Annotated in this window: 18 protein-coding genes; 12 read left to right on the top strand and 6 right to left on the bottom strand. The window is 70.3% G+C overall.

What is annotated here, in order from left to right; genetic code table 11:
* The first annotated feature begins 11 nt into the window (after positions 1-11).
* The 3 genes from FHP25_RS31995 (at position 12) to FHP25_RS31985 (ending at position 4042) form a co-directional block, all read left to right on the top strand.
* Complete coding sequence (locus FHP25_RS31995; RefSeq protein ID WP_147851057.1) at positions 12-1652, top strand: xanthine dehydrogenase family protein molybdopterin-binding subunit; 1641 nt, start codon at positions 12-14, stop codon at positions 1650-1652.
* Between the two features lie 14 nt (positions 1653-1666).
* Positions 1667-3235, top strand: a complete 1569-nt coding sequence (locus FHP25_RS31990; RefSeq protein ID WP_147851061.1) for a GMC family oxidoreductase — start codon at positions 1667-1669, stop codon at positions 3233-3235.
* A 159-nt stretch (positions 3236-3394) separates the two neighbouring features.
* Positions 3395-4042: a DUF1013 domain-containing protein gene (locus FHP25_RS31985; protein WP_147851056.1), complete on the top strand. Its 648-nt coding sequence runs from the start codon at positions 3395-3397 to the stop codon at positions 4040-4042.
* 80 nt (positions 4043-4122) lie between these two features.
* Here the strand turns inward: FHP25_RS31985 and FHP25_RS31980 are convergent, their stop codons facing one another.
* The gene (locus tag FHP25_RS31980; protein WP_147851055.1) at positions 4123-4854 is read right to left on the bottom strand and encodes a hypothetical protein; all 732 of its coding nucleotides are present in this window, start codon (positions 4852-4854) and stop codon (positions 4123-4125) included.
* An 18-nt stretch (positions 4855-4872) separates the two neighbouring features.
* On the bottom strand, positions 4873-5334 hold the full coding sequence (locus FHP25_RS31975; protein ID WP_147851054.1) for a glycine/sarcosine/betaine reductase selenoprotein B family protein: 462 nt from the start codon (positions 5332-5334) through the stop codon (positions 4873-4875).
* Positions 5335-5539: 205 nt separating this feature from the next.
* On the opposite strand from FHP25_RS31975, the gene infA reads away from it, so the two are divergent.
* Positions 5540-5815 carry a translation initiation factor IF-1 gene (gene infA, locus FHP25_RS31970; RefSeq protein WP_147851053.1) on the top strand — a complete coding sequence of 92 codons (276 nt, stop codon included), beginning with the start codon at positions 5540-5542 and terminating at the stop codon, positions 5813-5815.
* Between the two features lie 3 nt (positions 5816-5818).
* Here the strand turns inward: infA and FHP25_RS31965 are convergent, their stop codons facing one another.
* Positions 5819-7723: a propionyl-CoA synthetase gene (locus tag FHP25_RS31965; RefSeq protein ID WP_147851052.1), complete on the bottom strand. Its 1905-nt coding sequence runs from the start codon at positions 7721-7723 to the stop codon at positions 5819-5821.
* A gap of 634 nt (positions 7724-8357) precedes the next feature.
* Here FHP25_RS31965 and FHP25_RS31960 point away from each other — a divergent pair.
* From FHP25_RS31960 to FHP25_RS31935, 6 genes are all read left to right on the top strand, one after another.
* Positions 8358-9983, top strand: a complete 1626-nt coding sequence (locus FHP25_RS31960; protein WP_147851060.1) for an acyl-CoA synthetase — start codon at positions 8358-8360, stop codon at positions 9981-9983.
* Positions 9984-10111: 128 nt separating this feature from the next.
* A complete protein-coding gene (locus FHP25_RS41040; protein WP_178133936.1) occupies positions 10112-11464 on the top strand; it encodes a hypothetical protein in 1353 nt (450 codons plus the stop codon).
* A 99-nt stretch (positions 11465-11563) separates the two neighbouring features.
* On the top strand, positions 11564-12883 hold the full coding sequence (locus tag FHP25_RS31950; RefSeq protein ID WP_147851051.1) for a hypothetical protein: 1320 nt from the start codon (positions 11564-11566) through the stop codon (positions 12881-12883).
* A gap of 64 nt (positions 12884-12947) precedes the next feature.
* Entirely contained in the window at positions 12948-14294 is a 1347-nt protein-coding gene (locus FHP25_RS41035) for a hypothetical protein (RefSeq protein WP_178133935.1), read from the top strand.
* A gap of 78 nt (positions 14295-14372) precedes the next feature.
* Positions 14373-15704 carry a hypothetical protein gene (locus FHP25_RS31940; protein WP_147851050.1) on the top strand — a complete coding sequence of 444 codons (1332 nt, stop codon included), beginning with the start codon at positions 14373-14375 and terminating at the stop codon, positions 15702-15704.
* Between the two features lie 79 nt (positions 15705-15783).
* Positions 15784-17091, top strand: a complete 1308-nt coding sequence (locus tag FHP25_RS31935) for a hypothetical protein (RefSeq protein WP_147851049.1) — start codon at positions 15784-15786, stop codon at positions 17089-17091.
* Between the two features lie 169 nt (positions 17092-17260).
* Here FHP25_RS31935 and FHP25_RS31930 read toward each other — a convergent pair whose 3' ends face one another.
* The gene (locus tag FHP25_RS31930; protein ID WP_147851048.1) at positions 17261-17428 is read right to left on the bottom strand and encodes a YdcH family protein; all 168 of its coding nucleotides are present in this window, start codon (positions 17426-17428) and stop codon (positions 17261-17263) included.
* 133 nt (positions 17429-17561) lie between these two features.
* On the opposite strand from FHP25_RS31930, the gene FHP25_RS31925 reads away from it, so the two are divergent.
* Together FHP25_RS31925 and FHP25_RS31920 are read left to right on the top strand one after the other, a co-directional pair.
* Positions 17562-18134, top strand: coding sequence for a UbiX family flavin prenyltransferase (locus FHP25_RS31925; RefSeq protein ID WP_147851047.1), 573 nt, complete (start codon positions 17562-17564; stop codon positions 18132-18134).
* Positions 18124-19317 (top strand): M20 family metallopeptidase, encoded by a 1194-nt coding sequence (locus FHP25_RS31920; RefSeq protein ID WP_147851046.1) that lies wholly within the window; start codon positions 18124-18126, stop codon positions 19315-19317. The genes FHP25_RS31925 and FHP25_RS31920 overlap by 11 nt, the downstream gene beginning before the upstream one ends.
* Before the next feature lie 14 nt (positions 19318-19331).
* Here FHP25_RS31920 and FHP25_RS31915 read toward each other — a convergent pair whose 3' ends face one another.
* A complete protein-coding gene (locus tag FHP25_RS31915) occupies positions 19332-19967 on the bottom strand; it encodes a cation transporter (protein WP_147851045.1) in 636 nt (211 codons plus the stop codon).
* 2 nt (positions 19968-19969) lie between these two features.
* Positions 19970-20305, bottom strand: coding sequence for an ArsR/SmtB family transcription factor (locus tag FHP25_RS31910; protein ID WP_147851044.1), 336 nt, complete (start codon positions 20303-20305; stop codon positions 19970-19972).
* Positions 20306-20431 lie beyond the last annotated feature (126 nt).

Below are 20431 nucleotides of genomic sequence, written 5' to 3'. Positions count from 1 at the left end.
CGTAGCACAATATATCCATAATTGCTACTCAAAAACACCATTTACATGCCTACATACTGGACGCAAAATCGCCGCTTTTTTCAACAAAGCCAAATACTTACCTGACTCTGTCAGGGGTAACTTCGGTCTATCCCGAGACGGCGCTGATGCCGTGGGCGGCACGCCGGCTGGCCCGCCCGCTGCGCTGGACCTGCGAGCGCGCCGAGAGCTTCCTGACCGACAACCACGCGCGTGACCTGATCGCGACCATGGCGCTGGCCCTGGACGCCGACGGCCGGTTCCTGGCGCTGCGCGTGAATGCCGTCGCGAATTTCGGCGCCTATGTCTCGATGTTCGCGCCGACCATCCCGACGACCGGCATGGCCAAGGTGCTGTCGGGCCTGTACCGCATTCCGGCGATGCGGCTCGACATGCGCTGCGCCTTCTCCAACACGGTGCCGGTCGACGCCTTCCGCGGCGCCGGCAAGCCCGAGACGCTGGCGCTGCTGGAGCGCCTGATCGATATCGCCGGCCAGGAGAGCGGCCTCGGCGCGGCCGAGATCCGCCGGCGCAACCTCATCGCCTCGTTCCCCTACACGACACCGCTGGGCTACACCTACGAAAGCGGCGACTACACACGGCTGCTCGACGAGGCGCTGCTTCTGGCGGATGCGCCGGGCTTCGAGGCGCGGCGCGCGGCCAGCGCCGCGTCCGGCCGCCGGCGCGGCCTGGGCATCGCCTGCCACCTGCATGGCAGCGGCGGCGTCGCCGACGAGGCATCGTCGGTGACGGTGCGCGGCGACGGCAGCATCGCCGCGACCGCCGGCACCCAGTCGCAGGGCCAGGGGCACGAAACCGTCTTCGCCCAGATCGTCGGCGCGGCCCTGGGCGTGCCCTATGACCGCGTGCGCCTGGCGCAGGGCGATACCGCCACCATCGCGCGCGGCGGCGGCACCGGCGGCTCGTCCTCGACCATCATCAGCGGCACGACGCTGAAGCGCGCCGCCGACAATGTGATCGTCAAGGGGCGCGCGCTGGCGGCCGAGCTTCTCGAGGCGGCGCCGGCCGACATCGCCTACCGCGCCGGCACATTCGAGGTGGTCGGCACCGACCGCCGCGTCGGCCTGTTCGAGGTCGCAGCTCATGCCGAGGCCAACGGCCGGCAGCTCGACGCCAGCGGCGACTTCGTCGACAAGATCGAGAGCTGGTCGACCGGCGTGATGGTGTGCGAGGTCGACGTCGATCCCGAGACCGGCGCCGTGCGCATCGACCGCTTCGCCGCCACGGCCGATGTCGGCACGATCATCAATCCGCTGCTGCTGGCCGGCCAGATCCATGGCGGCATCGCCCCCGGCATCGGCCAGGCGCTGCTGGAGGACGCCGTCTACGACCGCGACAGCGGCCAGCTGCTGGCCGGCTCGTGGATGGACTACGGCATGCCGCGCGCCGACGACCTGCCGGCGCTGCGCGTGGCCACGTTCAACACGCCCTCGACCAACAATGCGCTCGGCATCAAGGGCGTCGGCGAGCTGCCGACCAACGGCGCACCCGCCGCCGTGGCCAACGCGCTGGCCGACGCGCTGCGGCCCTATGGCGTGCGCCATATCGAGTCGCCGGCCACGCCGCAGCGCGTGTGGGCGGCGATCAGGCAAGCCGATCGGGAGACTCAATGATCGAGGCCGATTCGATTTTCGATGTCGTCATCGTCGGCGCCGGCTCGGCGGGCGCGGTGCTGGCGGCGCGGCTGAGCGAGGACGGCAGGCGGCGCGTGCTGCTGCTGGAGGCCGGCCGCGATTTCCGCTCGGCCCAGACGCCGCCGGAAATGGCGAGCATCAACCCGCTGCGCATCATCCTGCCGCCGCGCCTGCAGGCGATCTACCAATGGCCGGACCTGATGGCGCGCCGCACGACGGCGCAGCAGCCGCGGCTCTACTGGCGCGGCCGCGGCATGGGCGGCTCGTCCTCGGTCTACGCCCTGATCGCCATTCGCGGCGTGCTGGCCGCGTTCGATCACTGGGCGGCGCTGGGCTGCGCCGGATGGGCCGGCGCCGACGTGCTGCCCTACTTCTGCCGCCTGGAGGCGGACGAGAATTTCAGCGGCGCGCCCTATCACGGCGCCGACGGACCGTTGCCGGTGTGGCGCGCGCCGCGCTCGCAGTGGGGCGCGGTCGACCGCGCCGTCGCCAGCGCCGCCCTGGCGCTGGGCTATCCCTGGAGCAACGACCTCAACGCGCCCGGCAGCAGCGGCGTTGCCCACTATCCCGTCACGTGTCGCAACGGCCGGCGCGTGTCGACCAATGACGGCTATCTCGAGCCAGCGCGCGGCCGCAACAACCTCGCCATCGTCGGCGAGGCGCTGGCCGACCGCGTCGTCTTCGACGGTACCCGCGCCATCGGCGTCGAGGTGCTGCACGGCGAGCGCCGCACCACCTACCGCGGCCGCGAGATCATCGTGGCCGCCGGCGCCGTGCATTCGCCGGCGCTGCTGATGCGCTCGGGCATCGGCGATGCGCCGGCGCTGGCGGCCCACGGCATCGCGCCACGCCATCACCTGCCCGCGGTCGGCCGGCATTTCATGGACCACCCCGTGGTGCGCGCCGAGCTGCGCCTGAAGCCCGGGCACCGGCCCGCCCAAATCGATGCCCGGCACACCAATGTCTGCGTCACCTACAGCTCGGGCCTAACCGGCGGCGGCTTCAACGACATGATCTTCCTGGCCATGAACCATCGCGGCTTCGCCGAGGACGATCCGGCGCAGCCCTCGCCGGGCAGCGTGTCGGTCTCGGTGTTCGAGGCGATGTCGCGCGGCGAGGTCGTGCTGCGCGCCGCCGACCCGCGGGTCGATCCCTTCGTCGAGGAGAACATGCTGTCGGACGGGCGCGACCGCCTGCGCATGCGTGACGGCGCCCGGCGACTGTTCCGGATCCTGGCGCATCCGGCCGTCTCGGGCATCGCCGAGACGATCACCCTGGGCCTCACCGGCACGGCCGCGGCGCAGGCGGCCGGCCTGGATGATCCAGGCCTGGATGCGCTGCTGCTGGCCGAGGCCAGCGACGCGCAGCACGCCGCCGGCACCTGCCGGATGGCCGGCGCGGACGACGGCAGTGGTGTGGTTGATACAAAATGTCGCGTCTGGGGCCTGACGGGCCTGCGCGTGATCGATGCCTCGGTCATGCCCGCCGACTGCCGCGCCAACACCCACCTGACCACCGTCATGATTGCCGAAAAAATGACTGACGCGTTAAAAGATCAGTGATTCCAACACCTTATAAAATACGCTGACCTGATTCAGGGCGCGATAGGCTTTGACCAGGCCGGCGCGCCGCCTATATAAAGATCAACAACCCATTCATTTCGGACGGTAGCCGCACAGCGGGTGCAAGCGGCTTCCGGGTCGGACCGCAGGAGAAAAGCCATGGCCACGCCGCCGCTGATGCCGAAGGCCACCGCCGTTTGGCTGGTCGAGAACACGACCCTGAGCTTTGAGCAGATCGCCACGTTCTGCGGTCTGCATCTGCTGGAAATCCAGGCCATCGCCGACGGCGAGGTCGCAGCCGGCATGGTCGGCCGCGACCCGATCGTCAACGGCGAGCTGACCAAGGAGGAGATCGCGCGCTGCGAAGCCGATCCCAACGGCCAGCTCAGGCTGCTGACCCACGACCGGCCGCAACCGGCGCTGCGTGCCGGCGGCCCCCGCTACACGCCGGTCGCCAAGCGCCAGGACCGGCCCGACGCCATCGCCTGGCTGCTGAAGAACCACCCCGAGCTGCAGGACACGCAGATCGCCAAGCTGGTGGGCTCGACCAAGAGCACGATCCAGGCGGTGCGCGACCGCACCCATTGGAACACGCCCAACATCAAGCCGCGCGACCCGATCACGCTGGGCCTGTGCAGCCTGCGCGACCTCAACGCCTCGCTGGACAAGGCACGCCGCAAGGCCGCCCGCGAGGAGTCGGCCAAGAAGCGCGCCGAAGCCCTGGGCGCCCCCGAGGCCGCGACGCCGGCCGACCTGACGCCGGAGCTCGACCCCAGCGAAGCCGAGCAGCCCACGCTCAAGGGATAGACCAAGGCCTCCGCGGTGAACCGGCCACGGAGACCGATGCGGCACGCGATGGGTGCCCGGGCGCTGTGATACCCGCCGGCCTACACCCGGGCCGACGGCACGAGCTGGTTGCCGCCGACGACCGCCACCACCTTGTCGGGGCTGGCCAGGCAGGCCTTGCGCACGGCGCGGATCAGGCTCGCCGCCACCGTGCGGTCCCAGAACCAGTCGAGCACCTGCCGGCTGGAGGGCCGGTCGTCCGGCTTCACGACGGCTTCGGTGTAGAGCGCCTTCAGGTCGTCGACCACGTAACGCACCGCCTGGATGGCCCGCAGATCCGGCACCGGGCTCGGGTCCGGCGGCGGACCGCCCAGGAAGGCGCAGACCAGGCTGGGCCAGGCCGCGAGCGGCAGGCGCCCGACTCCGACCGTCGTGCGGCCGCGCACGGCATAAGCGGCTTCCCAGACCGGCAGCACCTGCGCGAGTTCTGCTTTCAGAGCATGGGTCCAGTCCACCGCCGACGCCGCACCCGGCGCCGGGACGCCGGGCAGCGTCACGGCCGGAGTCCAGCCGGCAGCGTCCTGCCGGCCCGGCGCCGCCTCGGGATAGTCCTCCAGGATCGCCGGACCATCGCCGCGCTCCAGCAGGCGCAGCGCCGCCACCAGGACGCGGCGCTGGAATGCCGGGTCCTCAGGTTCGCCCAGCGGACGGCCGAGCTCGAACGGCACCCACAGGCCACGCGGCCCGCGGATCTTTTCCATGTGCACCCGCACCAGCCCGATCACCGTCGTGGCGATGCCGCGCTGCTCGATCAGGTGGCCCAGCGCGCTCACGGCGCGCGTGCAGAACGGTCAAACCGGACTGAGCACCACGGCATCGACCCGGTCCTGGCGCAGCCGCGCCACCATGCGGTCGGCCAGCTCGTCCCAGGCCTTGGGATCGTTGGCGCCCATCACGCTGTAATGCGTGTCGGCGACGGACCCGATGGTTCCGTCCGCCGCCAGCTCACGCAGCCGCTCGAGCGGAAAGACGACGTCGGGGTCGCGCTGGAAGCCGGTGCGGTCGTAGTTCACCGAAATGTGGCTCATCACCATCCCGGCGGCGGGCAGCCCGGCCGGCAGCTCGCGGAACGTGTTCTCCCCCGCCATCAGGGGACGCTCGCCCCGCTGCATGAGCGCCGCCGACGTGACGATCGCCACCCGGCGACGGGCCAGGGGCTCGCCGGTCACGAACGGACGCGTGTCGTAGGTCGGACAATCAAGGTCGACGAGGCGCTGGCGGGTGGCCGGCGGCAGATCCTCAAGGCGAGCCATGCTCTGTACTCCGGTGCGCAAAACCGCTAGAGCATAGCCCGACTCGCGCTCCGGAAGGGCTAGGAACGCGCTCGTTTTGCTCGCCGGGTCATGAGTTTTTCGTAATTGTCGGGCGCGTCGGCATCTGCCGTCGTTCCCCGCCGCCGTCATTCGTCGCAGCGACGGAATTTCACCCTCATGCGACGCCCCAAGCTAAGGTTCGCCCATGGCCAAAGAAGAAATGGTTCCGTTTGAAGGTCTTGTGACCGAAATCCTGCCGGACGCGCGTTATCGCGTCCAGCTCGACAACGGTCGCATGATCATTGCGTATACCGCCGGCAAGATGAAGAAGAACCGCATCCGGACACTCGCGGGCGACCGGGTCACGGTCGAGATGTCGCCCTACGACCTCGACAAGGGGCGGCTGATCTTCCGCCACAAGGACGAGCGCAGCGCGCCGATGGGGCGCCCGCCGCAGCGCGGCCAGTTCCGCCGCCGGTAAGCGTCACTTCCGGGCGTAGCCTGCCGGCTTCAGCGCCACGCTGATCTCGTTGAGGACGGCCGGATCGTCGATCGTGGCCGGCGCCTTGTAGTCCTGGGAATCGGCGATGCGCTGCATGGTGCCGCGCAGGATCTTGCCCGAGCGGGTCTTGGGCAGCCGCGCCACCACCACCGCCGTCTTGAAGAACGCCACCGGCCCGATGCGGTCGCGCACCATGCGCACCACCTCGGCCACGATCTCGGAGTCAGGCTGCTCGACGCCGGCCTTCAACACCAGGAAGCCCAGCGGCACCTGACCTTTCAGCTCGTCGGCGACACCGATCACGGCGCACTCCGCCACGGCGTCGTGCGAGGCCAGCACCTCCTCCATCTGCCCGGTCGAGAGCCGGTGGCCGGCGACATTGATCACATCGTCGACCCGGGTCATGACCGAGACATAGCCGTCGGCATCGATGAAGCCGGCATCGCCCGTCTTGTAGTAGCCCGGATACTCCGCGAGATAGGCTTGGCGATAGCGGTCGTCGGCGTTCCACAGAGTCGGGAACGTGCCGGGCGGCATCGGCAGCTTGCCGACGATGGCGCCGATCTCGCCCGGCTTCACCGCATGGCCCTCGGCGTCCAGCACCTGCAGGTCCCAGCCCGGCGCCGGCACCGATGTCGAGCCCGGCTTCACCGGCATCAGCTCCAGGCCCACGAAGTTGCCGCAGATCACCCAGCCGGTCTCGGTCTGCCACCAGTGGTCGACCACCGGCACCTTCAGCAGGCGCTGCGCCCACTCGATGGTGGGCGGATCGCCGCGCTCGCCGGCCAGGAACAGGGTGCGGAAGCGCGACAGGTCGTGCTTCTTCAGCAGCTTGCCGTCGGGATCCTCGCGCTTGATGGCGCGGAAAGCGGTCGGCGCGGTGAACAGCGCCACCGCCTTGTGCTCGGCGATCACGCGCCAGAACGCACCGGCATCGGGCGTGCCGACCGGCTTGCCCTCGTAGAGGATGCTGGTGGCGCCGTAGATCAGCGGGCCATAGACGATGTAGCTGTGGCCCACGACCCAGCCGACATCGGAGGCGGTCCACCAGACCTCGCCCGGCGCCACGCCGTACAGGTTCTTCATCGACCAGTGCAGCGCCACGCAGTAGCCGCCATTGTCGCGCACCACTCCCTTGGGCTGCCCCGTCGTGCCCGACGTGTAGAGGATGTAGAGCGGATCGGTGGCCGCCACCGGCACGCAGGCGGCGGGCGGCTTGCCGGCCACGAAGGTGGCCCAGTCGAGGTCGCGGCCGTCGACCATCGTCGCCTTGCATTGCGGACGCTGCAGCACCAGGCAATGGGCCGGCTTGTGCCTGGCCATGTCGATCGCCTGGTCCAGCAGCGGCTTGTACTCGACGATGCGGGCCGGCTCGACGCCGCAGGAGGCCGCCAGCACCAGCTTGGGGGCGCAGTCGTCGATGCGCGAGACCAGCTCCTTGGCCGCGAAGCCGCCGAACACGACCGAGTGGATCGCGCCCAGCCGGGCGCAGGCCAGCATCGCCATCGCCGCTTCCGGGATCATCGGCATGTAGATGATGACGCGGTCGCCCTTGTCGACGCCCAGCGCCGCGATGGCGCCGGCCAGCTCGGCCGTGGCGTCGCGGAACTCGCGGTAGGTGTAGCGGCGCTGCGTGCCGGTGACCGGCGAGTCGTAGATCAGCGCCAGCCGGTCGCCGTGGCCGGCATCGACGTGGCGATCGAGCGCGTTGTGGCAGGTGTTGAGCTCGCCGCCCGGGAACCAGCGGTAGAACGGCGCGCGGCTGTCGTCGAGCGCCCGGTCGGGGCGGCGATACCAGTCGATGGCATCGGCCTGCTCCAGCCAGAAGCCCTCGCGGTCGGCGAGCGAGCGGGCATGCTGCGCGCGGTAGATATCACCCACGGTCATGACGGCGTTTCCCTTTGGCATTCCTGCCTCACGCTTAGCGGCCCTCGCCGGCATCTGCAATGACTCCCATGGACTCACCGCGGGCGCGTGGCGAGCTCGCGATTGGCGTTCTCAAGGAACGCGATCATCCCGGCGGACTTCATGCCGCGCCGGCAGGCGGCCTCGACGAGGGGTGCGATGGTCCCGGCGGCAGCCTCCTTTCTGCCCAATAGGAGACGTCCTGGCGCACCCGCTCCTCGTTGACCACGGTGCTCACCAGGGTACGAAGGCTGCGCAGCAGCGCGGCACGTCGGCGGCTGGCCGACGTGGCGGCTTTGTGCGAGATTGCACGCCAGTCGAGGTCGCGTGGGGATCGCAGCGGATGGCCAGGGGCAAGGCAAGCAGCAAGGGTGGACGCGGCAAGGCGTCGAAGAAGGGCTCGAGCACGACACGCAAGCCGCCGGGCAAGACACCGGCCGGCAAGGCGGCCAAGCCGGCGGCCAAGAAGAAGGTGGCGGCCAAGGCGCCGGCGGCGCTGCGCAAGCCGGCCGTGCCGGCGTCGCGGCCGACGGCGCCGCGCCGGCCGGTGAAGGCACGCCCCTCCGTCGGCCGCCTGCCGGCGCCGCGGCCGGCCGTGGGCAAGCATCCGCCGACGATGGCGCGCAACATCTACGCGCGCGATCTCGATCGCAATCCCGCCAATTTCGCGCCGCTCACGCCGCTGCAATTCCTGGAGCGCTCGGCCAGCGTCTATCCCGGCAAGCTCTCGGTCGTCCACGGCCCGCGCCGCTACACCTGGAGCGAGACCTACAGGCGATGCCGGCAGCTGGCATCGGCGCTGGAGAAGAACGACATCGGCGTGGGCGATACCGTGGCCATCATGGCGCCCAACGTGCCGGAGATGTACGAAGCGCATTTCGGCGTGCCGATGGTCGGCGCCGTGCTGAACTCGCTCAACACCCGCCTCGACGCCGCCATGCTCGCGTTCATCCTCGACCACAGCGAGGCCAAGCTGGTGATCGTCGATCGCGAGTACCACCGGGCGATGAACGAGGCGCTGACGCTGGTCAAGGCCAAGCCCATCGTCATCGACATCGATGACGACCAGTGCGACGACCGGGCGCCGATCGGCAGCATCACCTACGAGGACTTCCTCGCCGAAGGCGACCCCGAGTTCAGCTGGCAATATCCGGCGCACGAGTGGGACGCCGTCTCGTTGAACTACACGTCGGGCACGACAGGCGATCCCAAGGGCGTCGTCTACAGCCACCGCGGCGCGACGCTGTCGGCCTACGGCAACGCCACGCAGTGGGCCATGGGCATGCACCCGTGCTATCTGTGGACGCTGCCGATGTTCCACTGCAACGGCTGGTGCTTCCCGTGGACGCTGGCGCTGGTGGCCGGCACCAGCGTGTGCCTGCGCCGCATCAGCGCGCGCACCATCTACGACGCCATCGCCGATAACGACGTCACGCATATGTGCGGCGCCCCGGTCATCCTGGGCTTCATCATCAACGCCGCCGACGAGGAGCGCCGGCCGCTCACGCGCACGGTGGAGTTCATGACCGCCGCCGCGCCGCCGCCGGCGGCCGTGCTGGAGGCGGTCGAGCGCCAGGGCTTCCACATCACCCATGTCTACGGCCTGACCGAGGTTTACGGGCCGGCCACGATCTGCGCCTGGGATGAGGCGTGGGATCATCTGCCCAGCGCCGAGCAGGCCGCGCTCAAGGCGCGTCAGGGCGTGCGCTATGCCGCCGAGGACGCGGTCACCGTGATGGACCCGGAAACAATGGAGCCGGTGCCGCGCGACGGCACCACGATGGGCGAGGTCTTCTTCCGCGGCAACCTGGTGATGAAGGGCTACCTGAAGAACCCGAGCGCGACGCAGGCGGCGTTCGCCGGCGGCTGGTTCCATTCCGGCGATCTCGGCGTGATCCACCCCGACGGCTACATCGAGCTGCGCGACCGCTCCAAGGACATCATCATCTCCGGCGGCGAGAACATCTCGACCATCGAGGTCGAGGGCATTCTCTACAAGCACCCGGCCGTGCTGGAAGCGGCCGTGGTGGCGCGGCCGGATGCGAAATGGGGCGAGACGCCCTGCGCCTTCGTCGTGCTGAAGCCCGGCGCCAGCGCCACGCAAGACGAGATCATCGCCTACTGCCGCGCCAACATGGCCAGCTTCAAGATCCCGCGCTCGGTGGTTTTCCGCGAGCTGCCCAAGACGTCGACCGGCAAGGTGCAGAAGTTCGTTCTGCGCGACTGGGCGAAGAAGCTCTGACACGGTTTGGCCGGGCCGCGCCGCCCGACCGGCGCCATAATTCATCGCGTACAATTGCCGGCAGCGGGGATGGGCCGTCGCGTCGAGGCGTAGACTGAACGAGCGCCCTGCGATGGAGGAAGCGCGCCGTGCCCGGCACGACATTGGTCCGCACGACGCTGACGGGGGTGAGGCCGCTGGGGGTGCGCGGCGAGCCGCTGCACCATGCCCAGGCCCAGCTGCGCGCCGTCGTGCGCCGCCGCCTCGATGACCGCCACTTCCATCTCCTGGCCGAGCCCCAGCCCCACGACCTCGGCGGCCGCATCGACTGGTACAGCGAGCTGCAGGGGCCCGTGCGCCCCCTCACCGCCCTGCCCGACGCCGAGCGCGATGCCGCGCGCGCCAACATCGACGTTCTGCTCGCCGACATCGAGCGCCTCGGACAGACGCTCGCCGCCAGCCCCACCGAGGATGGCCGCCTCGCCGGACGCTCCCTGCAGCTCGCCGCCAAGCGTCCGTCCGACGACTACCTCTTCCTGGTCGGCGACCAGCCCGTCGTCGTCTGCTGGGGCTACGACACCGAGGCCGCCGGCGCCGTCCTGCCGCCGGCCTTCCTGCCCGGCACCGCCGCCGCACCGCCGCCGTCGATGCCGGCCGCACCACCGCCGCCGCTGGCCGCCGGCCCGGCCGGCACCGCCGCCCTGGTGCGCGAGCGCTTTCCCTGGCTCTTCTGGCTGCTCGCCGGCCTGCTCGCCATCCTCATCCTGCTGCTCGCCTCCTGGCTGCTGCGCCAGTGCATGCCGGTGCCGCCCGACATGCGCCTCACCGAGCTGCCGCCACCGCCGCCACCCGAGCCGGCGCCGCCCGAGCCGGCGCCGCCCGACCCCACCGTCGGCCTCAAGGGCGACCTCGACACCGCCCGCGACGAGGAAGGCCGCCTGAAGGTCACGCTCGCTGCCCTGCGTGACGAGCTCAACAAGCGCTACCTCCAGTGCAAGGCGCCCGAGCCGCCCAAGCCGCCGCCGGAGCCACCCAAGCCGCCGGTGGTCGAGAAGAAGCCCGAGCCCAAGCCGGCGCCCAAACCCGAGCCCAAGGTCGCCGAGCGCAAACCCGAGCCGCCACCCAAGCCATCCGACGACCGCATGCGCATGCCGACGGCGCCGTCCAACGACTATTCCTTCCTCAAGGGCTGCTGGCGCACGGACACCTTCAAGCACGGGCCACGCATTCCGCCCGGCTACGCCACCTATTGCTTCGACGGCAGCGGCCGCGGCTCGATGGAGTTCCGCTTCCATGACGGCACGACCTGCCGCGCGCCGGCGACAGCCCGCTTCTCGGGCAGCACGCTGCGCGTCGTCGACGCCGACACGACGTGCTCGCCGCGCGGTACCTGGGCCCAGGATCGGCTCGACTGCACGGCCGGCTCGGATGGCGTCGCCTATTGCCGCGGCGAGAACCGCACCGAGCGCTGGACGGTCAATCTGCATCGCACGGGAAATTGACGAACATGGCGCCGGCCCGACGCGTTTGCGCCACGGTTCCGCCCTTCTGCCGCCACCGCGCACCTGCAGCCTGACTGCATCGCAGGATCCGGAGGAAGAATGCCCAGCAACGCCACGCTCGTCCGCACCACCGAGTTCGGTGCGCGACCGCTGGGCGTGCGGGGCGAGCCGCTGCACAACACCCACGCCCAGATCCGCGACGTCGTGCGCCGACGCCTGGGCAACCGCCACCACCAGCTGCTGGCCGAGCCGCAGGCCTATCCCGCCACCGGCCGCATCGACTGGTATGCCGACGGCGAACCCGTGCGCGCGGCCACCGACCTGCCGGAAGGCGAGCGCGACGCGCTGCGGGCCGAGATCGACGGCATGCTGGCGGAGATCGACGGCCTGGGCACGCAGCTCGAGCGCTCGACCAGCGAGGATGCCCGTCTGGCCGGACGGGCCCTGCACCTGGCGGCCAAGCGTCCCGACGACGATGCCTACCTGTTCCGGGTCGGTGACCAGCCGGTCCTGATCTGCTGGGGCTATGATGGCGAGACGGTGGGCGCGATCCTGCCGCCGTCTTTCCTGCCCAGCGCCACCGCCGCCGCCACACCCGCGCCAGCCGCCGCGCCCGCGCCAGCTTCCATCCCGGCCGTAGCCACGGTCGCGGCAACGCGCCGCCGCTTTCCCTGGCTGGCGGCGCTGCTGGTCGGGCTGCTCGGCATCCTGGTGATCCTCAGCACCGCCTATGGGCTGCGGCTGTGGCTGCCCATGCCACCCGACATGCAGGTGACGGAGCTGCCGCCCGAGCCGCCGCCGCCGCCGCCGCCGCCGCCAGCGCCGCCGGACCCGACCGTCGACCTGAAAGCGGCAATCGATGGCGAGCGCGATCGCGAAGGCAAGCTCAAGGTGTCGCTGGCATCGCTGCGCGACGAGTTCCAGCAGCGGCGGGCCTTGTGCAAGGCGCCTGAACCGCCGCCGCCGCCGCCGCCCGAGCCGCCGAAGCCGCCCGTGGCGGAAAAGAAGCCGGAGCCCCCCAAGCCGGCGCCAAAGCCTGCTCCCAAGCCACAGGTCGCCGAGAAGGCGCCGCCACCTCCACCGCCGCCACGGGCACCGCCGGTGACACAACCGCCGCCCGGCATGCTGCCCTGCAACTCGGACGCGGCCAGCGGCGGCGCCGGCGTGACCCGCAACCGCCACTATGTCGGCGACAAGCCCGGCACGGTCGTGATCCGCTACAACATGAAGATGATCCCGGACCAGATGAACGTCTACTACCGGGGCCGCCTGGTCGCGACCACCAACCGGCCCGTCAGCTACTTCGGGACACTGTCATTTCCTTATCAACCGGAGGCAGGAGACTACTCCGTCACGGTCGAGGTGGTGGGTCCGCACAGCGGCACCGAGTGGGGCTACCGCTTGAACTGCCCGATGTAGCCGTCCTTGAACCCGGCGCGGGGCGCCCGCATGCTGGTTGCCGCGACGGGCCGCGCAGGGGAGCATGTCGGGATCGACGCTGGTACGGACGACGATGGTGGGCGTGCGGCCGCTGGGCGTGCGCGGCGAGCCGCTGCACCAGGCGCAGGCCCAGATCCGGGGCGTGATCCGCCGCCGGCTCGGCGACCGTCACTACCATCTGCTGGCCGAACCGCAGCCGCATGACCTCGGCGGGCGCATCGACTGGTACAGCGAGCTGTCCGGGCCGGTCCGGCCAGTGCCGGCGCTCCCCGACACCGAGCTGGGCCCGGCCCGTGCCGATATCGATGCCCTGCTGGCCGACATCGACCGGCTGGGGCAGACGCTCGAAGCCGGCCCGACCGAGGACGGCCGCCTCGCCGGCAGGTCGCTGCGGCTGGCCGCCAAACGCCCTTCCGACGACTATCTTTTCCTGGTCGGCGACCAGCCCGTCGTCGTCTGCTGGGGCTATGACACGGAAGCCGCCGGCGCCATGCTCCCCGGCGCCTTCCTGACATCGACAAGCGCAACGGCCGCCGTGCCGGCGGCGCCAGCGCTACCGGCGATTCCGGCTGCGATGGCGCCGGCCGCCGCTGCGGTCGCAACCCAGGCGCGCTTCCCTTGGCTGCTCTGGCTGCTGGCTGGCCTGCTCGCCATCCTGATCCTGCTGGCCGCGTCATGGCTGCTGCGCCACTGGATGCCGGTGCCGCCGGACCTGCGCGTGACCGAGCTGCCGCCGGAACCACCGCCACCCGCGCCGCCACCGCCGCCCGACCCGACCATCGCCCTGCAGCGCGACCTCGACGGCGCGCGCGAGGACGAAGGGAAGCTGCGCGCCACGCTGGCCGCGCTGCGCGACGAGCTCAACAAGCGCTACCAGCTTTGCCGGCCGCCGGAACCGCCGCCCAAGCCGCCGGAGCCACCCAAGCCACCCCCTGTGGTCGAGCGCAAGCCGCCGCCACCACCACCGCCACCGGCCAAGCCGCCTGACATTCCCGAGGACCGCTGGAAGAAAGGCGACCTGGCCCTGCTCAAGGGGTGCTGGCGGCTGGGCCGCGATGCCCAGACCAACCTGCGCCTGCCCAACGGACAGGTCGTGCAGGGCTATGACCGTGCCGGCCGGATCTGCTTTGGCGCGAACGGCGAGGGCACGCGCGAGAAGTCGAGCGAGTTTCCTGGCCAGCCCACCATCCGCTGCCAGGCGCCGGTCACGGCGGCATTCCAGGGCGACGGCACGCTGCGCACGACGCAGCCGCGGGTCACATGCCAGCCGTCGCAGTTCTTCTGGACCGACCGGCCCAACTACCTGACCTGCCGGCGAGTCAGCGACTCGGTGGCGCTGTGCCGCGACAATCTCGGCGCCGAGCACGAGTTCCGACGCGAGGGAGCATGACTTCCTGCTGCCATTTTGTGAGCCCACTGTCATTTTGAGCACCGCAAGGCATCTTCTGGCGATGACGCAGGTTCGGGAATGGCCGGCACGACATTGGTCCGCACGACGCTGACGGGGGTGAGGCCGCTGGGGGTGCGCGGCGAGCCGCTGCACCATGCCCAGGCCCAGCTGCGCGCCGTCGTGCGCCGCCGCCTCGATGACCGCCACTTCCATCTCCTGGCCGAGCCCCAGCCCCACGACCTCGGCGGCCGCATCGACTGGTACAGCGAGCTGCAGGGGCCCGTGCGCCCCCTCACCGCCCTGCCCGACGCCGAGCGTGATGCCGCGCGCGCCGACATCGACGTCCTGCTCGCCGACATCGAGCGCCTCGGACAGACGCTCGCCGCCAGTCCCACCGAGGATGGCCGCCTCGCCGGACGCTCCCTGCAGCTCGCCGCCAAGCGTCCTTCCGACGACTACCTCTTCCTGGTCGGCGACCAGCCCGTCGTCGTCTGCTGGGGCTACGACACCGAGGCCGCCGGCGCCGTCCTGCCGCCGGCCTTCCTGCCCGGCACCGCCGCCGCACCGCCGCCGCCGATGCCGGCCGCACCACCGCCGCCGCTGGCCGCCGGCCCGGCCGGCACCGCCGCCCTGGTGCGCGAGCGCTTTCCCTGGCTCTTCTGGCTGCTCGCCGGCCTGCTCGCCATCCTCATCCTGCTGCTCGCCTCCTGGCTGCTGCGCCAGTGCATGCCGGTGCCGCCCGACATGCGCCTCACCGAGCTGCCGCCACCGCCGCCGCCGCCACCCGAGCCGGCGCCGCCCGACCCCACCGTCGGCCTCAAGGGCGACCTCGACACCGCCCGCGACGAGGAAGGCCGCCTGAAGGTCACGCTCGCTGCCCTGCGCGACGAGCTCAACAAGCGCTACCTCCAGTGCAAGGCGCCCGAGCCGCCCAAGCCGCCGCCGGAGCCACCCAAGCCGCCCGTGGTCGAGAAGAAGCCCGAGCCCAAGCCGGCGCCCAAGCCCGAGCCCAAGGTCGCCGAGAAGAAGCCCGAACCGCCGTCCGACGGACGCATGCGCATGCCGGCGACGCCGTCCAGCGACTACTCCTTCCTCAAAGGCTGCTGGCGCACGGACTTCTTCAAGCATTCGCCGTCGCATGTCGGCGGCACCAGCACCTACTGCTTCGATGCCGATGGCCGCGGCACGTTGACCTTCCGGCGTGCCACCGGCGAGACCTGCCGCGCCCCGGCGACGGCCCGCTTCTCGGGCAGCACGCTGCGCATCGTCGATTCCGATACACGCTGCAGCGACGGCAGCCGCTGGTTCGCCGACTATCTCGACTGCCGCTCGCAACCCGACAGCGTCGCCCGCTGCAGTGGCCAGTCGCAGATGAACCGCTGGTCGGTCAACCTGCACCGGGTCAATTGACTCACACGAAAGACAAGACTCTTGAGGCCACGTCCGCCACAGCTCATGTTGCCGTACTGATCTGACTGAACTGCGCGCGATGGCCGGAACCACTCTCGTCCGAACGACGCTGACCGGCGTACGCCCGCTGGGGGTTCGCGGCGAGCCGCTGCATCATGCCGAGGGACAGATCCGGGCCGTCATCCGCCGCCGCCTGGGCGATCGGCACTTCCACCTGCTGGCCGAGCCCGAGCCGCACGACCTGGGTGGCCGCATCGACTGGTACAGCGCCTGCACCGGGCCGGTACGGCCGATCGCCGAGCTGCCGGACATGGAGCATGAGAGCGTTCGCCGCGACATCGACGCGATGCTGGCCGACATCGACCGGCTCGGCCGGAGCCTCGAGGCCGCCGCTTCGCAGGACGGGCAGCTGGCGGGCCGGGCGCTGCGGCTGGCGGCCAAACGGCCGTCCGACGACTATCTTTTCCTGGTCGGCGACCAGCCGGTCATTGTCTGCTGGGGCTATGACACGCAAGCCGCCGGTGCCGTGCTGCCGCCGGCCTTCCTCGCCGATCCGCGCACGCCGGCGCCGACGCCGGTCCTGCCTGCAGCGCCACCGGTCCTGCCCCTGACCCTGGCGCCAACCGGGGCCGCAGCACTGCCGCGTGCACGCTTTCCGTGGCTGTTCTGGCTGATCGCCGGCCTGCTCGCGATTGCCGTGCTGCTGCTGGCCTCGTGGCTGCTGCGCCAGTGCATGCCGGTGCCACCCGACATGCGCGTCACCGAGCTGCCGCCGCTATCGCCGCCGCCGCCCGAGCCGGCGCCACCCGATCCGACCATCGGCCTGCAGGGCGACATCGACATCGCGCGGCGGGATGAAGATCGGCAGCGCGCCACGCTCGTCGCGCTGCGCGACGAGCTCGAGAAACGTGCCGCCGCGTGCCGGCCTCCCGAGGCGCCGCCCCAGCCGGCACCCACGCCGGACCGGCCGCAGGCTGCCGCCAAGCCGGGCGACGTGCTGCGCCTGCCCGAAACCCCGACCAATGACTACTCGTTCCTCAAGGGCTGCTGGCGCGGCGACCAGTTCCGCTACACGCCGCGTCACCCACCCGGCGCGCACACGTACTGCTTCGACGAGAACGGCAACGGCCGCCTGACCTTCCGTTGGCAAAGCGGCGTCACATGCCAGGCGCCGGCAAAGGCGCGCTATGAAGGCGGGACGCTGCGCATCACCGATGCCGATACGACCTGCTCGGACGGCACGCGCTGGACACAGGACCGGCTGGTGTGCCGGCCCGGCGCCGGCAATGTCGCGGCATGCAGTGGCGAAACCAACATGCACCTGCCCGACCAGGGTGTCACCCGCGATCGCCCCACGCACTTCACCGTGCGCCTGCATCGGCAGTGAGGCCACAGCTCATCGCCATTGTCAGGGCGGCAGAAGAGTGGATCTCCAAAACAAATAACCGCAGTGTCGCGGCCCAACGCGTAGCATGTCGGACCACGCCTGCGGTATGTGACTGGTGGAAACGCCGATAGCCTTCTGCTGACCGGCGCTTCGGTGCTTCAGGAGTGCTTCAGTGTCGCGTGAGCTCCGCGATTTCGTCCTTGAGCTGCAGCTTGCGCTTTTTGAGTTCCTGCAGCACTTCGTCGTCGGGATGGGGTCGAGTGGCTTCTTCGTGGATGGCTTCTTCGAGCGCGGCGTGCCGCGACTTGAGGGTCTCGATCCGATCCATGAGGCTCATTGGCTTCCCTCCGGTGCTGACCCTGACCTGTGGACTATACACAGGCCCACGTAGTGTCGATATGGGGTCTTGCCAGATTGGGGACAAGTTGGCCGGACTGCGGCTAAAATGGCATCCTGAAAGTACAGCAATCATGACCTATCCTGCGCGGCTCATCATCGGCATTTCGGGCGCTTCCGGCGTGATCTACGGCGTGCGCCTGCTGCAGGTTCTGCAACCGTTTCCCGTCGAGACGCATCTGGTCATGACCAAGACGGCCGAGGTGACGCTGGCCCACGAGACCGACTGGAAGATCAAGGACATCAAGGCGCTGGCCGACCACGCACACCAGCCGACCGACCTCGCGGCCGCGATCTCCAGCGGCTCGTTCCGGACGATGGGGATGGTGATCGCACCCTGCTCCATGCGCAGCCTGGGCGAGATCGCCACCGGCATCTCGACGTCGCTGCTCACCCGTGCTGCCGATGTGGTGCTGAAGGAGCGCCGCAAGCTGGTGCTGCTGCCGCGCGAGACACCGCTGCATGCCGTGCATCTGCGCAACCTCGCCACCGTGGCCGAGCTCGGCGCCATTGTCGCCCCGCCGATGCCGGCCTTCTACAACCGGCCGCAATCGATCGCGGATATCGTCGACCACACGGTGGGCCGCGTGCTCGACCTGTTCGACATCGACGCGGGCGTGGTGAAGCGGTGGGGCGATGCCGGCTGAGCCGGCCGCCGTCGCCGCGGTCCCGTTCGACAGCATCATCGATCTCGCATCGCGGCTGGTATCGATCCCGTCGCGCGCCGGCATCGATGCGGTCGAGCCGATTCTGGACGCCGCTTCGGGCTGGCTGGAACAGCAGGGGCTGGCTCCGGCGCGGCTGCGCGATGCGCAGGGACGTCCTGTCGCCCTGCTCGTGCGGCTCGACGGCCGCGCGCCCGGTCCCGCGATCTGCCTGAATGCCTGCCTCGACACAGCACCGTTCGGCGACGAGAGCCGCTGGCGGACAAGCCCGTCAGCGGGGCTGGTGGCGGACGGCAAGCTATGGGGGCGCGGCGCGGCCGACTCGAAGATGGGCGTGTCGATCCTGGCCCATGTCGCGCGCTTCCTGACGACAAGCGCGGCGCTGAGCCGCGGCACGGTCTATGTCCTGTTCGATGCCGACGAGCACACCGGCGCGTTCGGCGGCGTGAAGGCCTTCCTGGCGCAGGCAGTGCCGCGGCCGCTCGGCGCGGCGCTGGGCTATCCTGGCGACGACGCCCTGGTCATCGGCTCGCGCGGCTTCCTGCGCGTGAAGGTCCACGTCGCCGGCCAGGCCGGCCACTCGGGCGCCGTCGCGGACCGCGGCATGAACGCCATCAGCAAGGCGGCAGCGCTGATCAGCGCGATCGACGCCCAGCCGCCGCCGCGCGGCAGCGAAAACCTGTTCACCTTCGGCCCCTGCGCCACCGTCACGCGCATCGAGGGCGGGGAAGGCTTCAGCCAGATCCCCGATCGCGTCGTGTGCAACATCGACATCAGGCTGACGCCGGGCTTCGACCACGATGCCGCGCAGGCGTGGCTGGACGCGATCATCGCCGGCATCGATGCCCGGCTGCCGGCACCCGCGCCGACCCGGATCGAGCCGATCGACCACTGGCCTCCCTACGCCGTCGCTGCCGATCACCCGCTGGTCGCGGCTTTCCTGCACGCCAGCCGCCACTGCTTCGGGCGCGACCTGCCGGCCCTGGTCTGCGGTCCGTCCAACATCGGCAACTATCTGGCCGCCCATGGCGTGCCGACCGTCTGCGCGCCCGGTGTCGCCTACGCCAACATCCACGGCACCGACGAGTGCGCCGATCTGTCCACGGTGCCGAGCGTCTATTCGATGTATTGCGCCGCCGTCCTGGATTTCCTGCACAGAGGATAGGCGGCGCAAGCCATTCAGTGCGCCGTCGCCTGCCTCGTACGCAGCTCGCCGGCGGCCTGCCGCATCACCTGCGCCGCACCCCACAGCGCCAGCGCCGCCATGATGGTGGCGACGATGAAGTCGGGCCACAGCGTGCCGGTGCCGAACACGCCCAGCGCCGCACCCAGCACGGCCAGGTTGCCGATGGCGTCGTTGCGCGTGCAGATCCAGACCGAGCGGCGGTTGGAGTCGCCGTCACGGTGCCGGAACAGCAGCGCGGCGGTGCCGATATTGGCCGTCAGCGCCAGCACACCCACGAGCCCCATCACCTGGGCATCGGGCACGATGCCCGTGACCGCATGATGGGCTGCGGTGCCCGCCACCCACAGGCCGAAGACCGCCATGCTCGCGGCCTTGAGCAGCGAGGCGCGGGCGCGCCACGCCAGGCTCATGCCCAGCACGAGCAGGCTGATGCCGTAGTTCGCGGCATCACCCAGGAAATCCAGCGAATCAGCCAGCAAGGCGGCCGAGCCGGCGCCGAACGAAGCCGCCACCTCGACGCCGAACATCACCGCGTTGATGCCAAGCGCCAGCCACAGCACCTTGCGGTAGGCGCCGTCGGCGTCGGGCACGACGTGGTGGTCATGTCCATGCGAGCAGGATGCGCTCATGGCTAGTCCTCGTCCCTGGCTTCGGCGACATGCTCCAGCATGTCCAGGATCACGCGGCGGATATGCGCATCGTCAGCCGCATAGAACACGTTCTTGCCCTGCCGCTCCGCGCGCACGATGCGCGCCGCCCGGAGCAGCCGCAGATGGTGGCTGACCAGCGACAGCGACAGCTCCAGCCGTTCGGCGATCACCGAGACGGCAGTCGGCTGCTGCAGGCACGCCGCCACGATGCGCAGCCGGCTGGTGTCGCCCAGCAGCCGGAAGAGGTCGGCCAGCTGCTGCGCACGGTCCTCGGACAGCGCCAGTTGCGGCTGAGTTTTGACGGCAGGTTTGCGCATCCCTAAAACAATTGAACAGTTGTCGAATTGTTATATAGATAATGGATGCAGCCTGGTCAAGCGAGGGGACTGGCTGAACGACGCAGGGCGTCCCCGAAACATCCTCGCTGCGTTCGGGATGACAGG

The organism is Vineibacter terrae, assembly GCF_008039615.1.
Taxonomy (GTDB): Bacteria; Pseudomonadota; Alphaproteobacteria; order Reyranellales; family Reyranellaceae; genus Vineibacter; species Vineibacter terrae.
This window is presented reverse-complemented; position numbering and strand designations above follow the sequence as displayed.

Coding starts and splice junctions, on each gene's coding strand:
- FHP25_RS31940 (WP_147851050.1), top strand. CDS start 14,373: ATGGCCGGCACGACATTGGTCCGCACGACGCTGACGGGGGTGAGGCCG.
- FHP25_RS31975 (WP_147851054.1), bottom strand. CDS start 5,334: ATGGCTCGCCTTGAGGATCTGCCGCCGGCCACCCGCCAGCGCCTCGTC.
- FHP25_RS31930 (WP_147851048.1), bottom strand. CDS start 17,428: ATGAGCCTCATGGATCGGATCGAGACCCTCAAGTCGCGGCACGCCGCG.
- FHP25_RS31925 (WP_147851047.1), top strand. CDS start 17,562: ATGACCTATCCTGCGCGGCTCATCATCGGCATTTCGGGCGCTTCCGGC.
- FHP25_RS31960 (WP_147851060.1), top strand. CDS start 8,358: ATGGCGCGCAACATCTACGCGCGCGATCTCGATCGCAATCCCGCCAAT.
- FHP25_RS31915 (WP_147851045.1), bottom strand. CDS start 19,967: ATGAGCGCATCCTGCTCGCATGGACATGACCACCACGTCGTGCCCGAC.
- FHP25_RS41035 (WP_178133935.1), top strand. CDS start 12,948: ATGTCGGGATCGACGCTGGTACGGACGACGATGGTGGGCGTGCGGCCG.
- FHP25_RS31935 (WP_147851049.1), top strand. CDS start 15,784: ATGGCCGGAACCACTCTCGTCCGAACGACGCTGACCGGCGTACGCCCG.
- FHP25_RS31950 (WP_147851051.1), top strand. CDS start 11,564: ATGCCCAGCAACGCCACGCTCGTCCGCACCACCGAGTTCGGTGCGCGA.
- FHP25_RS31965 (WP_147851052.1), bottom strand. CDS start 7,723: ATGACCGTGGGTGATATCTACCGCGCGCAGCATGCCCGCTCGCTCGCC.
- FHP25_RS31910 (WP_147851044.1), bottom strand. CDS start 20,305: ATGCGCAAACCTGCCGTCAAAACTCAGCCGCAACTGGCGCTGTCCGAG.
- FHP25_RS31920 (WP_147851046.1), top strand. CDS start 18,124: ATGCCGGCTGAGCCGGCCGCCGTCGCCGCGGTCCCGTTCGACAGCATC.
- FHP25_RS31985 (WP_147851056.1), top strand. CDS start 3,395: ATGGCCACGCCGCCGCTGATGCCGAAGGCCACCGCCGTTTGGCTGGTC.
- infA (WP_147851053.1), top strand. CDS start 5,540: ATGGCCAAAGAAGAAATGGTTCCGTTTGAAGGTCTTGTGACCGAAATC.